The sequence below is a fragment of the Citrobacter sp. Cb080 genome (genome assembly GCF_030334745.1).
In the GTDB taxonomy this organism is placed as follows: Bacteria; Pseudomonadota; Gammaproteobacteria; order Enterobacterales; family Enterobacteriaceae; genus Citrobacter; species Citrobacter braakii.
Genome location: NZ_JAOWDG010000078.1, coordinates 231,279 through 245,701 on the forward strand (window position 1 = coordinate 231,279; position 14,423 = coordinate 245,701).

Here is a 14,423-nt window from a genome sequence, read left to right on the forward strand (position 1 = left end):
TTGCCCGCGGCCACACCGGTAGCTGGTTCATACTTGTAACCAGAACGTCACGGGGCCATCATTAACCAGTGAAACCTGCATATCCGCAGCGAATCGACCGGTTTGCGTATTCATTTCCTGTTGGCGGCAACGCTCAACAAAGTATTCATACAGCGCTTCTGCCCGCTCTGGCGCAGCACCTTTCGAAAACCCCGGGCGCATGCCGCGTTCGGTATCTGCCGCCAGCGTGAACTGTGAAACCACCAGCACACTGCCACCTGATTGCTGCACGTTGAGGTTCATTTTTCCTTCGGCATCGCTAAAGATTCGATAGCCGAGTACGCGCTCGCACAGACGGTTCGCTTTCTGTTCGTCATCATCCCTTTCGACACCTAACAGGACCAAAAGTCCTGGGCCAATTTCACCCGTCACCTCGCCCTCCACGGTGACGCTGGCACGGGTTACGCGCTGAATTAATGCAATCATGGTTGATCTGCTTCTTCTTGTTCTGCGGCTTGTTTAAGTTTGCGGTATTCCCCGAGAGTGACAGTTATTTCCGCGCCAAGCAAGACGATACACCACGTCCAGTATACCCAGACAAATAAAATGGGGATCACCGCCAGGACACCGTAAATGAGCTGATACGACGGGAACATCGTGATGTAGAGCGCAAATCCTTTCTTTCCGGCCTCGAACAACACGGCGGCCACAAAGGCGCCAATAACCGCATCACGATTGGGCACACGCGTAGTTGGTACAATGCTGTAAAGCAGCCAGAACGAGAGCCAGGAAAGCACCAGAGGGAAAATACGCAAGACGTCATCAATCACCGAGTTGAGATCGCTGGCCCAGCGCAATGACAACAAATAAGAGCTGATCGCCAGACTAGCCCCCGCCAGCAGCGGCCCCAGCGTTAAAATCATCCAGTAGACGGCGAAAGAGTAAACTTTGGGACGAGTGCGCTTACTGCGCCAGATAGTATTCAGAGCATTATCAATGGCATACATCAGCAATAACGCCGTGACAATCAGCCCACATGCCCCAACGGCCGTCATTTTGTTCGAGTTGGCGACAAACTGTTCGATATAACGCTGGATGACGTCTCCCGTCGCCGGGATAAAGTTTGCAAAAATAAAATGACGTAGCTGGGCACTGACGTCGGAAAACATCGGAAATGCGGCGAAAAGAGCAAACACAACGGCGATAAGCGGCACTAATGAGAGCAGTGAAACGTAGGCAAGATTCCCTGCCAGCGTCGTCATGTTGTCCTCATCAATCCGCTGCCATAGTAGCTTCAGCCAGGCCCGTACAGGACGCGTATGGTGCCTGGCTTGTTGCTGAACATTTTTTAACATAACAACTTCGCGAAATAGTCAGGAATGGTCGTTTTATCGACGACCTGGATACTGGTAATCCCTAACCGGTTAGCCCCTTCAATATTATCGGCGTTGTCGTCAAAAAAGACCGCATCTTCCGCAGAAAAACCTTCAGACTGCAGGACATGCTGGTAAATCCGCGCTTCCGGTTTTCGCATGCCCAGATCCTGGGAAAGATAAATATGGTCAGCAGCCTGACGAATTTCAGGATATTCATCCGGCCAAAATGTTGTGTGCAGACGGTTAGTATTCGACAAGACGACCACACGATGCCCCTGCTCACGCAGCTTATGCATGATGTCGATGACTTCAGGGCGCAATGCCACAAAAACGGCCTGCCAGCCGTGAGAGAACTGCTCGTAACTTAGCGGCAGCGCCATGTCATGACATAGCGCCTCGGCAAAGGCTTCATCCGTTATTTCACCTCGCTCGTGCTGGTGAAAAGCCTCCCCCATGGTGAAACTTTGCTTCAGCGAGGCCAGCGGTACACGGCTCAGATCGCTCCATGTGCCCAACACGCGGTTGAAGTCGATATCGACAATCACATTACCTAAATCAAAGATATAGAGCATGCCCTTCTCCTTATTCGCCGTGGATGAATAACTGTAGCGGGAAAGGAGAAGTTTGACTATGCGTCCCTGTTGGGATTATTGGCTAAGCCATCAGAATTCCTGTGCAAATTGCCAGCGTGACTCAATCACCAACGGAAGACCTGCACTGACAAACTGCGGTGTCCTATTTATCGCATTTGGCGCCTGAGTAAGCGGATTGGCACAAGTTGCATCGGGCTGTTTATCAAAGACAACCAGACTTTGCGCACTCGATGTCATTGTCATACTCAGCTTACCAGGCCACTGTAATCTGACATTGAGACCGTTATTAAAACCAAAGCAGTCATCCCACGGACCTGATTGTGGAGGGATTTTTTTACCGGTTGGTAGCTCATTGTTTCCAGCCTCTTCCTGCCAATCAGCATCAAAAATTACCTGTAATTGTTCTTGTTCATTCTGCTGGTCGAGTCGTTTTGCAAACCAAGGGTGCCATCCAGCTGATGCAGGGAATGTTTCAGACAAAGTATGAATTTCTAAGCGTAGAATTAGCGCATTGTCTTCAATGGTCAGCGTTTGCAGGACCTCTCCTTGCCATGGCCATGGAGCGCCCAGTGGCATGCGCAGTTTCAAGGTATCCGCTTTATGTTCGACAATTTCCCATGATGAATAACAGGCCATACCATGTAGAGCATGAGGCGGTTTGTTAGCAGGTAATGCGTACTGTTTCTTCCCTACTGTCAACGTTGCATCGCCAAGGCGGCCTGCCCAAGGAACCATAGGAAAGCAGCCATACTGAAATGCTTTACGCTGTGGCTCCCATTGACGTAACACTTCAAAACCAAATGCCTGTAGCGAGGTGATTCTGGCACCATCACGCGGAAAAACTTGCAGACGTAAATGTCCTTTTTCCAGCAAAATAGGTTGACCGATCGGTCCCGGCCAGGCGGCATCAAAAGCACGCTGTAATGCTTGATAATGCTCAGTATTCAATTCATTGTTCATGTTATTGCTCTCTGATATTTCGGTAAGAAGTTAAATGTTATTAGCGTCATTTTTATTGTCTGAATGTGGCTCAATAAGCCAGACGCAAATGAATGAAAGTATTGAGATAACAAACAGAAACAGTGCTACATACCACGGTTTCCCGCCTCCCAGCGCCAACAAGCTGGAGGCAATTAGCGGGCTTAACCCACCCAGAATTGCGGAGAACTGATAGGCAAATGAAAGACCCGTATAACGCACTCGTGTTCCGAACATACGAGTAAATAAGGTGGGCTGTACTGCAGACATCATCGTTGGCCCCAGGTTATAGCCAAGAATCATGCAGCACCAGATGATAAGTGTGCTTTTCGTATCCAGCAGCAGGAAGAATGGGAATGCAAAAAGGATGCAAAAACCAGCGCCAAATAAATACATCTTCCGTTGCCCAACGCGGTCAGAGATCCAACCAATTAATGGACAACATACAATGCCAATTGCTGAGGCGATTAGCATGCCGTTGAGTGGAATATCCCTTGATAATGCCAACTGGCTGGAAATATAGACAATACCAAAGGCATTAATGATGTTCGACGAAACGCTCTCCGCCAGCCTGGCCCCTAGCGCCAACAGAATGTTACGTGGATGCTTACGGAAAAGTTCAATCAACGGTGGTGCTGATTGTTCCTGTGAGACAGCCGTTTTTTGTTTTTTAAAATCCAGTGTTTCTTCAGTATGTAATCGTATGAACATCCCAACAATTAACATGATGGCAGAGAGCCAAAAAGGGATACGCCATCCCCAGGCCAGAAACTCTTCCTGGGTCAGGAAGTGATTGCATAATGCAAACACCCCTGTCGCCAGCATAATCCCAACCGAGGCTGCAGTTTGTGGGAGCGAACCTAAAAACCCGCGCTTCGCCTCAGGCGCAGATTCAATAGTCATCAATGCAGCCCCGCCATATTCCCCACCCAGACCGAACCCCTGCACCAGACGAAGAACCATCAATATAATCGGGGCCCAGATACCAATGTCCTTGTATGTTGGTATGAAGCCGATTAAAAACGTTGAGGAACCAACTATCGCTAACGTCCAAATCAACGTTATTTTGCGACCGACTTTATCGCCAAAATGGCCAAAAACAATGCCCCCTAGCGGACGTGATAGAAAACCCACACCAAAGGTCGCGAATGCGGCGATTAAACCAATAAAAGGATCGCTATCAGGGAAAAACAGGGGAGCAAAGACTAGCCCTGCTGCCGTTCCGAAAATAAAAAAATCGTACCATTCCATCAACGCGCCAGCGAAACTGCCCATGACAACGCGTCTCATGGCTTTGCCGGATAGCTCTTTCCCTGGTACATGTTCTATTTCAGCCATACTTTTCCTCTCCGGGTCGGCGAGAAATCTGCGCAATAAAATCACTAAAAAAGCAGCGGATATACGAAAAAGCGCGTCGACATGTTGCGACGCGCTTGCTTGTTATTTATCCAGCTCAGCCAGTACCTCAGCGTCTTCAGCGTCAACGTTTGCACCAAGTGGTTCCCACTTAATCAACACGCATGTCAAGAAGCCGAGAAAAGGAACAATTGCCAGCCAATAGAACGCTTCTGTCTTTAATGCACCCCACAACATTGGCCAGAAAATAAGTCCGGCAATCGCCCCAGTACGCATAATTGCACGAGCAAATCCTACGCCTGTCGGGCGAATAGATGGCGGATAAGAAAGTGTGGCAATGGTCATTCCCAGGCCGCCCGGGCCCGCTGAATGGAAGAAAATGATCGCGCCCAACAAACCTAAAGAAAGCCATGGGTTGGTGGTTGCTAATGCACCTAAAGCAAGTAATGCAACCGTTACGACGGCGAAACCATACATCGACTGAAGGCGAGTTCCCAAACGCTGGAGGATAAGTGAACCAATCAATCCACCTGTAATGCCACACAGGGCATTCACTACCGCAGAACCGCTAAGTGCCCCGGTTAATCCACCGCTCAGTATTCCCGCCAAAGTCAGCGGTAAATAAACGCCCACGGCGTTGTATTGCCAGGCTTGCATCGTCGCCACAACGCAGCCGAGAATGGTACGTTTGCGATAACGTGAGTTAAATAAAATCCCATACCCGCCATGAAACTTACTTTCTGTTTTTTCAGCAGAAATATCATCGCTTTTTGACTTGGCAGCAACGCGAGCATGAACACCATAGCGTTTAGCCAGAATATCGCAGGCTTTATCATAACGTCCGACTCGTGCGGCCCACATTGCGGATTCGCCAATGAAGAAATAGCGTAGGATCATGATAATGATGGCAAAAATAGCACCAATGAAAATACCATAGCGCCATAATTGCTCTTCTGCGATACCCGACAACAGCAGTGGAAGCAGCACAAGATAGACGACCGTAGTTGATACATACCAGGCCATTTGCCAGAGATTAACCGATGAACCGGTTTTCTTAGATGTTGAGCCGCGTAGTTCTGCCACCGCATTTGTTGCCAGCGGGAAATCAATACCCAAGCCAAATCCCATGATTACGCGACACACCAGCACCCACCAGATGTTCGGGGCTATCGCGACAGCTGCGGCACCTATTGTGCACAGGCCCATTCCGATGATAAATGCACGCTTTTGACCAAAGCGGTTAATCACACGGTTCGCCAGCAATCCACCAATCAGAGCGGCAACTAAAACAGAGGCGTTAACCGTCGCCGCTAGCCCCGGCGAAATACCAAATTGCAATGCAATATATTTATTACCAAACCCCACCATCGCCGCCTGATAGGCATCAATTAGAATGCCGCCAAGAGCGATAAAAATGACGCCGACACTGGTGTTTACTGCTGAATGTTTATTAACAATATCAATCACGTCCTGGGGACGACCGATCGAGTAAGGTGTAGGACTGGTGATGTGACTCATCGCAGCATCCTTTTTCATTGTTGTAGGATGGCGCTACCCTTAAGCAGCGCCAGACAGAGGGTTACAGCATCAAACCTCAGCAAATTGCAGCATGACTTTTATAGAGTCATTTTGCTGCGCACGTTCAAACGCCTTATCCGCATCTTCGACAGGGAAGAGATCGGTCACCAGTTCGCTGGTGTCAAACCGCCCATCCGCAAGCCATTCAATCACGGCATCGAAGTCTTCCGGGATATACATGCCGGAATTCAACAAATCGCGTTCGAAGCGCTGCATCATCGGAAGAGGAATTTCACGTGGGCCACTCGGTACTCCCATGCACACTACCGTTCCGCCAGCATAAACGTGGGTAAATGCATCATTCAGCGTGGTCTGGGCAGCAACAACATCAATTGCCCCCGTAAAACGGACCTGTGCATCCAATTCCCCCGGAGCCCAGACTTCCGTGGCACCTAGCTTTAACGACAACGCGCGCTTAGCGGCATCAGGTTCGATGACGGTGATCTTTCCCGCGCCCATGATGCGCAATGCTTGAACGATGGATAAGCCAATTGTCCCTGCACCAATCACTAGTACACTTTCCAATGACGCTTTCGGCATACGGCTCACGCAATGACGCGCGCAGGCTGCTGGCTCAGCGAAAGCCAGTGCTTTTAGTGGTAACGAAGCAGGTGCAACATGGCAGTTTCGTGCAGGTACAATGTGCTGCGAGCGGGCAAAACCCGGCGCCCGAAAGCCAGCAACCTGTGGCGGCTCACACAGATTAAAGCGACCCGCTTTACAAGCACGACACTCCATGCAGGCCATTATTGGGTCGACTACGACATGATCGCCCAGCTTAACATTCGTCACTTCACTGCCCACTTCAGTTACGCGTGCCGCAATTTCATGTCCAGGCACAACCGGAGGTTTTGCAAATGGGTGCCCTCCCTTCAGTACATGCAGATCAGAGCCACATATTCCGTAAAACACCGGAGCAATGCGGACTTCTTGCGGTTTAAGTTCCTGGTGCGGCAGCTCAACATATTGGGTGGTCACCTTCCCAATATCAGAAAATAGAACTTGGGTAATCTTATCCATGGTTCTTCTCCAGATTCGTTAAAATGGGTGATTAACGCTGAGAAATCCCTTCATCGACGATTTCTGCCAGGCGTTGTAAGCGTGGAACCGACACATCACGCAACATTGTTTGCGGATCTTGAGCACCAACAACCGATGCCCAAACGGCACGCCCTGCCAGGAATCCGGAAGCTCCCCCCTTCATGGCGATACGGACCGCGCGGCCAAAAATATCCGCATCAACACCAGAAGAGAGAATGACCCACGGCATTTTCATTTGCTCATGCAACTTTTGACACGCAGCAAGTAGGGTCTGTTCATCACCTTTGCCGCCTAATGGCATTTCAGCTTTATAGAGGTCAGCATCGGTGCAGCCGAGTTCAGCCGCTGCGGCAACGATGGCGCTTTCCCGGTCAAATTCCCAACCACGACGAGGGGGTCGGACAACCGGCTCAATGATGCTGACCAACCCTGCGCTACGGCAGCGTTGAACAAACTCAGCCACCATAGCCAAACGTTCTTCTGCAGGTTCATCTTCACGCCACAGCACCAACAACTTCATGGCTTTCGCACCCATTTCGCGGGCTTTATGCGGATCAATCGCTCTATCAATTTCGACACTATCAACTGGAATACCATTACCCGGAACAAAATGGTCAGCCGCCACAATCAGTCCACATGAATCAGCGACTGCACCTTGAGAGACAATCTGATCGAGACAAAATTGTTTATCTGCCAGAACCGCTGAAGCGTAGGGAGACAGAATTTGTGTTGCTGCAACTTTAAAATCAGTCAATACGCTGTCGGCAACCGGTTTAGGATATCCAGACGCTGCAAACATCAGGCGCATTGCTTCACGCTGATCAACGGCCAGCATGGCAAATCCACCGCCAGGGCGAGAAATATCTTTCAGCGTGTATGGGGTATTGTGGGAAGACATAATAACTCCTGTAACTGTTTAAAATTTATAGTGAATCTGGTCGGCCAGCCTGCTGACGAACCTGAGATAACAACGCACTCCAGTCCTGACGGCCTCGACCGTTCTCGCTGGCACGGGTGTAATAGGTTTCTGCTGCAATGCCCATATTGAGCGGCGCACCGGTCTGACTAGCGACATCGACGGCAATACGCAGGTCTTTCAACGCGAGGTCCACCATGAATGCCGGAGATAGATCTCCTTTAAGTACCTTGCCAGGCCAGGTTGTCGTAAAGTGCCCCTTGCCTGCGGCAGTACCGCTCATGACCTTAATGGCCACATCAAGGCTCAAACCCAATGATTCGCAAAGTACAGCGGCTTCCGCTGACAAGGCGTTCAGCGCAATACTCATATAGTTATTGATGAGCTTTACACGGATCCCCATACCGGGACCGCCAGCTTCCACCAGTTCATTTCCCATACACATCAGCACAGGGCGAGCGCGTTCAACCTGTTCAGGCGTTCCACCAGCAAGAATCAGCAGCGTGCCGTCAATCGCGTTAACTGACGTTCTGCCCACGGGGGCATCCATCATGCTGATGCCTTTCTCTCTCATCTCATGAATCAATGCATCGGTCTGCAATGGATGAATCGTGGACATGTCAATAACCAATGCATTGGGGGACAGGCCTTCGCTGACGCCATCTTTACCCAGCAGAACTTGCCGAACGATGTCGCCATTTGGCAGCATAGTGATAATGAATTCAGCATCTTTAGCGGCTTCAGCAGGGGTTTGAGCAGCAGTCGCACCTTTTTGTACTAATTCATTGACTGCCTGTTGGTTTACGTCGAACACACGCAAAGCATGTCCCTTTTGCAATAGATTATTAGCCATTGGGCTGCCCATCTGGCCCAAGCCCAAAAATGCAACGGTTGTCATGAATGCTCTCCTGTCTCAGGTTGACAAAATAATTACAATTAAAAATTCGTTTTCGTCTGTTTTTGAGCATATTTGTAATTTATGACTAAAAACAAGACACATGTCACTAATTTGATCATTTATGTCATTAAAATGAACAAAAGAAGACAAGATCACACAGGAATAAACAAATATGACCAGAATTGCTTGTATTGGAATCACCGTTCAGGACCGTATTTATTCTTTAAACGACCTGCCCAATGGCGGGGGTAAATATCAATCTAATCAATACCTTGAAACAGGTGGCGGCCCAGCCGCAACAGCGGCTGTCGCCATTGCCCGGCTCGGTATTGACGTTGATTTTATAGGTCGCGTAGGCGATGACAGTTGCGGGAATACTTTGCTTAACGAACTTCAGGTCTGGGGGGTTAATACCGAGTTTTGTCGGCAATACCCGAATTCCCGTTCATCTCAGTCCGCAATATTGGTCGATCAGCACGGAGAACGCATCATCGTGAACTATCCAAGCCCAGATCTTGGTACAGATGCTCAGTGGTTGGAGTCGATTGATTTTTCTCGATATGACATCGTTCTGGCCGATGTACGTTGGCATGAAGGGACGTTGAAATCCTTCGAGCTGGCACGTGCCGCAGGTGTCCCAACACTGCTGGATGCCGATATGACTCCACAAGACATAACCCCATTGGTAGCACTTGCCGACCATGCAGTTTTTTCAACCCCAGGTCTGAAGAGAATGACAGGGCAGAATGATGCACAACTGGCACTTAAACTGGCCTCTAAGCATACCAATGGTAAAGTGTACGTTACGCTTGGTAGTGAAGGATCACTATGGATTGAAAATGGGCAAACGTGCCAACAAACTGCATTTTCTGTCAATGTTGTGGATACAACTGGGGCAGGCGATGTTTTCCACGGTGCTATGGCGGCAGCTCTCGCAGAGAAAATGTCTACTGATCAAGCTATCCGTTTCGCAAGTGCTGTGGCGGCGATGAAATGCACTCAGGCAGGCGGACGAGCCGGAATTCCTAATCGTGCGCAAACCGAATCATTTTTGTCACTTTATGCGTAAAATAGCCGACAATTACGGGGAAGAGGTCCAGGAGTATTCATGAGCATCATTGAAGTCACCGGTAATCCGCGTCACGATCAACTTGTTCATTACATTTCAGAACGCGGCTATATGAATATTGAAGAGCTCGCACAATTGCTGGATGTTTCCACACAAACCGTACGCCGAGATATTCGTAAGTTGAGTGAACAGGGTCTGATCACCCGACACCATGGTGGAGCCGGACGTGTATCCAGCATCATGAATACCGCCTTCGAACAGCGAGAGTTGTCCCTCATTCAGGAAAAAGAAGCGATAGCGGAGGCTGTTGCTGATTATCTTCCTGAACGCTGCACGGTTTTTATTACCATTGGTACTACGGTAGAAGCCGTCGCACGAGCTTTGCTGAACCGCCGAGACCTACGCATAATTACTAACAGTCTTCGTGTTGCGCAGATCTTATATAAGAATCAAGATCTTGAGGTCATGGTGCCCGGTGGAACGTTACGTGCTCATAATGGCGGTATTGTTGGTCCAGGAGCAGTGAACTTTATTGAAGGATTCAGAGCCGACTATTTAATTACCAGCATTGGTGCCATTGAGGAAGACGGCACACTATTGGAATTTGACGTTAACGAAGCGCTTGTCGCCAAAACGATGATTAAGCATGCACGTAATACGCTGTTAGTTGCTGATCATACTAAGTTTACCGCCTCAGCCGCTGTATCCATCGGTAATATGCGCAAAATTCGGGCATTTTTTACCGATTCCCAACCACCAAATTCATTCAAGCAATTGCTTGATTTAGAAAATATTGAGCTAGTCATTGCAGAGCAGGAAACAACCTGATCTTTTAGATAAAAAAGCCGCTGAAATCAGCGGCTTTTTATGCTTACCTGAGAAAGAGCGTTAATTACTCTTCTTTCGCGCCACGCATTGCACGGCGACGATCGTTTTCAGTCAGGTGACGCTTACGGATACGGATAGAGGTTGGGGTAACTTCTACCAGTTCGTCGTCATCAATGAATTCCAGAGCCTGCTCCAGAGTCATCTTAACCGGCGGAACCAGAACCGTTGCTTCGTCAGTACCGGACGCACGCATGTTGGTCAGTTTCTTACCGGTCAGGCAGTTTACAGTCAGGTCGTTAGAGCGGCTGTGAATACCGATGATCTGGCCTTCGTAAACTTCAGCACCGTGACCCAGGAACAGCTTACCGCGGTCCTGCAGGCTGAACAGTGCGAACGCAACTGCTTTACCCTGGCCGTTGGAGATCAGTACGCCGTTCTGACGCTGACCCACATCACCCGCACGAACATCGTCGTAGTGGCTGAAGGTGGAGTACAGCAGACCGGTACCGGAGGTCATGGTCATGAATTCTGAACGGAAGCCGATCAGACCACGGCTTGGGATCACGTAGTCAAGACGTACGCGGCCTTTGCCATCTGGATTCATGTTTTTCAGGTCGCCTTTACGCTCACCCAGAGCCTGCATGACAGAACCCTGATGCTGCTCTTCTACGTCCAGCGTTACGTTTTCGAACGGCTCTTGTTTACGGCCGTCGATTTCGCGGAAGATTACTTTCGGACGGGAAACCGCCATTTCGAAACCTTCACGACGCATGTTCTCGATCAGAACAGACAGGTGCAGCTCACCACGACCGGATACACGGAACGCATCCGCATCTTCGGTTTCTTCGACGCGCAGCGCAACGTTGTGCACCAGCTCTTTGTTCAGGCGGTCAAGGATCTGACGAGAGGTAACATACTTACCTTCTTTACCACAGAACGGGGAGGTGTTTACGCAGAAGAACATGGTTACGGTCGGTTCATCAACGGACAGAGCCGGCAGCGCTTCGACGTTCTGCGGGTCGCAGATGGTGTCGGAGATGTTCAGTTCGCCCAGACCGGTGATCGCGATGATATCGCCCGCTTCGGCAATATCACTCTCGATACGTTCCAGACCCAGATGGGTCAGAACTTTACCGACTTTACCGTTACGGGTTTTGCCTTCGCTATCAATGATAGTGATCTGCTGGTTCGGTTTAACTTTACCGCGTTTGATACGGCCGATGCCGATTACGCCAACGTAGTTGTTGTAGTCCAGCTGAGAGATTTGCATCTGCAGCGGGCCATCAAGGTCTACGCTTGGAGCCGGAACACGATCAACGATGGTCTGATACAGCGGAGTCATGTCTTCAGCCATATCTTCGTGATCCAGACCTGCGATACCGTTCAGCGCGGAAGCGTAAACGATCGGGAAGTCCAGCTGCTCGTCGGTAGCGTCGAGGTTAACGAACAGGTCAAATACCTGATCAACAACCCAGTCAGGACGCGCGCCAGGGCGGTCAACTTTGTTGATAACAACAATTGGCTTCAGGCCATGGGCAAAGGCTTTTTTGGTCACGAAGCGCGTCTGCGGCATCGGACCATCCATTGCATCCACCACCAGCAGCACGGAGTCGACCATGGACATTACACGTTCAACTTCACCACCGAAGTCGGCGTGCCCTGGGGTATCAACGATGTTGATACGGTAGTCATTCCATTTGATAGCGGTGTTTTTAGCGAGGATGGTAATCCCACGCTCTTTCTCCAAATCGTTGGAGTCCATCACGCGCTCTTGGGTTTCAGCACGTGCATCGAACGTACCGGATTGTTGGAGCAGCTTGTCTACCAGGGTCGTTTTACCATGGTCTACGTGCGCGATGATGGCGATGTTACGCAAATTTTCGATCACAACTTTGCCTCAGGCATTTTAGAAATAGCGCGTTATTGTACACGGATTAATCGCAGTACAAAACAGGATCACAAACATCCTCCGCAAACAAGTATTGCAGAGTTTCTTTGTGATCACATTCACGGAGCGTTAAAAGGGGTAATCTGACATGCTTTGCACCAATATGGTGCTTAATGTTCACATTAAAGCACTATAATGGTGCAATACAACCTTCATGGTGCAGCCCCTTTGCACGATAGTGCGCATGATAACGCCTTTTAGGGGCAATTTAAAAGTTGGCACAGATTTCGCTTTATATTTTTTACGGCGACACGGCCAATTTTTTGCAGAATTGAAGACTTCGTTACCACGACGACCATGACCAATCCGGGAGAGTAAGTATGTCCGCTGAACACGTTTTGACGATGCTGAACGAACACGAAGTGAAGTTTGTTGATTTACGCTTCACTGATACCAAAGGTAAAGAACAGCACGTCACTATTCCTGCTCATCAGGTAAATGCCGAATTCTTTGAAGAAGGCAAAATGTTTGACGGCTCCTCAATCGGTGGCTGGAAAGGCATTAACGAATCAGACATGGTTCTGATGCCAGATGCGTCTACTGCACTCATCGACCCGTTCTATGAAGAGTCCACCCTGATCATCCGTTGCGATATCCTGGAACCAGGTACGCTGCAGGGCTACGACCGCGACCCGCGCTCCATCGCTAAACGCGCTGAAGAGTATCTGCGTTCTACCGGCATCGCAGACACCGTTCTGTTCGGGCCTGAGCCAGAGTTCTTCCTGTTTGACGACATCCGTTTCGGCGCGTCCATTTCCGGTTCCCACGTGGCTATCGATGACATCGAAGGCGCATGGAACTCCTCCACCAAATACGAAGGTGGTAACAAAGGTCACCGTCCTGGCGTGAAAGGCGGTTACTTCCCGGTTCCTCCGGTAGATTCTTCTCAGGACATCCGTTCTACCATGTGTCTGATCATGGAAGAAATGGGCCTGGTTGTTGAAGCGCATCACCACGAAGTGGCGACCGCAGGTCAGAACGAAATCGCGACCCGCTTTAACACCATGACCAAAAAAGCAGACGAAATTCAGATCTACAAATATGTGGTTCACAACGTCGCTCACCGTTTCGGTAAAACCGCGACCTTTATGCCAAAACCTATGTTTGGCGATAACGGTTCCGGTATGCACTGCCACATGTCTCTGTCCAAGAACGGCGTAAACCTGTTCTCTGGCGACAAATATGCGGGTCTGTCTGAGCAGGCGCTGTTCTACATCGGCGGCGTAATCAAACACGCTAAAGCGATCAACGCCCTGGCTAACCCAACCACCAACTCTTACAAGCGTCTGGTCCCAGGCTACGAAGCGCCGGTAATGCTGGCTTACTCTGCCCGTAACCGTTCTGCTTCTATCCGTATTCCGGTAGTGGCTTCTCCGAAAGCGCGTCGTATCGAAGTGCGTTTCCCGGACCCGGCTGCTAACCCGTACCTGTGCTTCGCAGCACTGCTGATGGCGGGTCTTGACGGTATTAAGAACAAGATCCACCCGGGCGAAGCCATGGATAAAAACCTGTACGACCTGCCGCCGGAAGAAGCGAAAGAGATCCCACAGGTTGCAGGTTCTCTGGAAGAAGCACTGAAAGAACTGGATCTGGACCGTGAGTTCCTGACTGCAGGCGGCGTGTTCACCAATGAAGCGATCGATGCGTACATTACGCTGCGTCGCGAAGAAGATGACCGCGTGCGTATGACTCCGCACCCGGTAGAGTTTGAGCTGTACTACAGCGTTTAATTAGTACCAATACTCCGTAGATTTCTTGTTGCGACCCACGCGGCTGTAGCAAGAAAAATATAGAGTCTTTAAGTTGCCGTGGAACTTTTAGCCCATCCCAGGATGGGCTTTTTTCTCCACTAACAACCTGCTT

13 protein-coding genes are annotated in these 14,423 nt (G+C 49.8%); 3 read left to right on the plus strand and 10 right to left on the minus strand.

Going from position 1 to position 14,423, the window contains the following annotated elements; translation table 11 throughout:
• Positions 1-27: 27 nt before the first annotated feature.
• The 9 genes from dtd to yihU form a co-directional block, all read right to left on the minus strand.
• On the minus strand, positions 28-465 hold the full coding sequence (dtd, locus tag OGV38_RS18290) for a D-aminoacyl-tRNA deacylase (protein ID WP_003028671.1): 438 nt from the start codon (positions 463-465) through the stop codon (positions 28-30).
• Entirely contained in the window at positions 462-1,334 is an 873-nt protein-coding gene (locus OGV38_RS18295; protein WP_019077938.1) for a virulence factor BrkB family protein, read from the minus strand. The genes dtd and OGV38_RS18295 overlap by 4 nt, the downstream gene beginning before the upstream one ends.
• Positions 1,328-1,927: a glucose-1-phosphatase gene (yihX, locus tag OGV38_RS18300; RefSeq protein WP_016155174.1), complete on the minus strand. Its 600-nt coding sequence runs from the start codon at positions 1,925-1,927 to the stop codon at positions 1,328-1,330. The genes OGV38_RS18295 and yihX overlap by 7 nt, the downstream gene beginning before the upstream one ends.
• A gap of 90 nt (positions 1,928-2,017) precedes the next feature.
• Complete coding sequence (locus OGV38_RS18305) at positions 2,018-2,908, minus strand: aldose epimerase family protein (RefSeq protein ID WP_049041376.1); 891 nt, start codon at positions 2,906-2,908, stop codon at positions 2,018-2,020.
• A 30-nt stretch (positions 2,909-2,938) separates the two neighbouring features.
• Positions 2,939-4,264, minus strand: coding sequence for an MFS transporter (locus tag OGV38_RS18310; RefSeq protein WP_286474346.1), 1,326 nt, complete (start codon positions 4,262-4,264; stop codon positions 2,939-2,941).
• A 102-nt stretch (positions 4,265-4,366) separates the two neighbouring features.
• Positions 4,367-5,800, minus strand: a complete 1,434-nt coding sequence (locus tag OGV38_RS18315) for an MFS transporter (RefSeq protein WP_049041375.1) — start codon at positions 5,798-5,800, stop codon at positions 4,367-4,369.
• 69 nt (positions 5,801-5,869) lie between these two features.
• Complete coding sequence (locus OGV38_RS18320; protein WP_016157869.1) at positions 5,870-6,880, minus strand: zinc-dependent alcohol dehydrogenase; 1,011 nt, start codon at positions 6,878-6,880, stop codon at positions 5,870-5,872.
• A 31-nt stretch (positions 6,881-6,911) separates the two neighbouring features.
• Positions 6,912-7,799 (minus strand): aldolase, encoded by an 888-nt coding sequence (locus OGV38_RS18325; RefSeq protein ID WP_016157868.1) that lies wholly within the window; start codon positions 7,797-7,799, stop codon positions 6,912-6,914.
• Positions 7,800-7,824: 25 nt separating this feature from the next.
• Positions 7,825-8,715 (minus strand): sulfolactaldehyde 3-reductase, encoded by an 891-nt coding sequence (gene yihU / locus OGV38_RS18330; RefSeq protein ID WP_016157867.1) that lies wholly within the window; start codon positions 8,713-8,715, stop codon positions 7,825-7,827.
• Positions 8,716-8,887: 172 nt separating this feature from the next.
• On the opposite strand from yihU, the gene OGV38_RS18335 reads away from it, so the two are divergent.
• Both OGV38_RS18335 and OGV38_RS18340 read left to right on the plus strand, forming a co-directional pair.
• Complete coding sequence (locus OGV38_RS18335; protein ID WP_016157866.1) at positions 8,888-9,784, plus strand: sugar kinase; 897 nt, start codon at positions 8,888-8,890, stop codon at positions 9,782-9,784.
• A 39-nt stretch (positions 9,785-9,823) separates the two neighbouring features.
• Complete coding sequence (locus OGV38_RS18340; RefSeq protein WP_016157865.1) at positions 9,824-10,612, plus strand: DeoR/GlpR family DNA-binding transcription regulator; 789 nt, start codon at positions 9,824-9,826, stop codon at positions 10,610-10,612.
• Positions 10,613-10,676: 64 nt separating this feature from the next.
• On the opposite strand, the gene typA is transcribed toward OGV38_RS18340, so the two are convergent.
• Complete coding sequence (gene typA, locus OGV38_RS18345; RefSeq protein ID WP_008786988.1) at positions 10,677-12,500, minus strand: ribosome-dependent GTPase TypA; 1,824 nt, start codon at positions 12,498-12,500, stop codon at positions 10,677-10,679.
• Positions 12,501-12,880: 380 nt separating this feature from the next.
• On the opposite strand from typA, the gene glnA reads away from it, so the two are divergent.
• The gene (gene glnA, locus OGV38_RS18350) at positions 12,881-14,290 is read left to right on the plus strand and encodes a glutamate--ammonia ligase (protein WP_003028638.1); all 1,410 of its coding nucleotides are present in this window, start codon (positions 12,881-12,883) and stop codon (positions 14,288-14,290) included.
• Positions 14,291-14,423: the final 133 nt, after the last annotated feature.

Bases quoted from the DNA above. Each gene is read 5' to 3' on its own strand.
- dtd (WP_003028671.1), bottom strand. From the start codon at position 465: ATGATTGCATTAATTCAGCGCGTAACCCGTGCCAGCGTCACCGTGGAG.
- OGV38_RS18295 (WP_019077938.1), bottom strand. From the start codon at position 1,334: ATGTTAAAAAATGTTCAGCAACAAGCCAGGCACCATACGCGTCCTGTA.
- yihX (WP_016155174.1), bottom strand. From the start codon at position 1,927: ATGCTCTATATCTTTGATTTAGGTAATGTGATTGTCGATATCGACTTC.
- OGV38_RS18305 (WP_049041376.1), bottom strand. From the start codon at position 2,908: ATGAACAATGAATTGAATACTGAGCATTATCAAGCATTACAGCGTGCT.
- OGV38_RS18310 (WP_286474346.1), bottom strand. From the start codon at position 4,264: ATGGCTGAAATAGAACATGTACCAGGGAAAGAGCTATCCGGCAAAGCC.
- OGV38_RS18315 (WP_049041375.1), bottom strand. From the start codon at position 5,800: ATGAGTCACATCACCAGTCCTACACCTTACTCGATCGGTCGTCCCCAG.
- OGV38_RS18320 (WP_016157869.1), bottom strand. From the start codon at position 6,880: ATGGATAAGATTACCCAAGTTCTATTTTCTGATATTGGGAAGGTGACC.
- OGV38_RS18325 (WP_016157868.1), bottom strand. From the start codon at position 7,799: ATGTCTTCCCACAATACCCCATACACGCTGAAAGATATTTCTCGCCCT.
- yihU (WP_016157867.1), bottom strand. From the start codon at position 8,715: ATGACAACCGTTGCATTTTTGGGCTTGGGCCAGATGGGCAGCCCAATG.
- OGV38_RS18335 (WP_016157866.1), top strand. From the start codon at position 8,888: ATGACCAGAATTGCTTGTATTGGAATCACCGTTCAGGACCGTATTTAT.
- OGV38_RS18340 (WP_016157865.1), top strand. From the start codon at position 9,824: ATGAGCATCATTGAAGTCACCGGTAATCCGCGTCACGATCAACTTGTT.
- glnA (WP_003028638.1), top strand. From the start codon at position 12,881: ATGTCCGCTGAACACGTTTTGACGATGCTGAACGAACACGAAGTGAAG.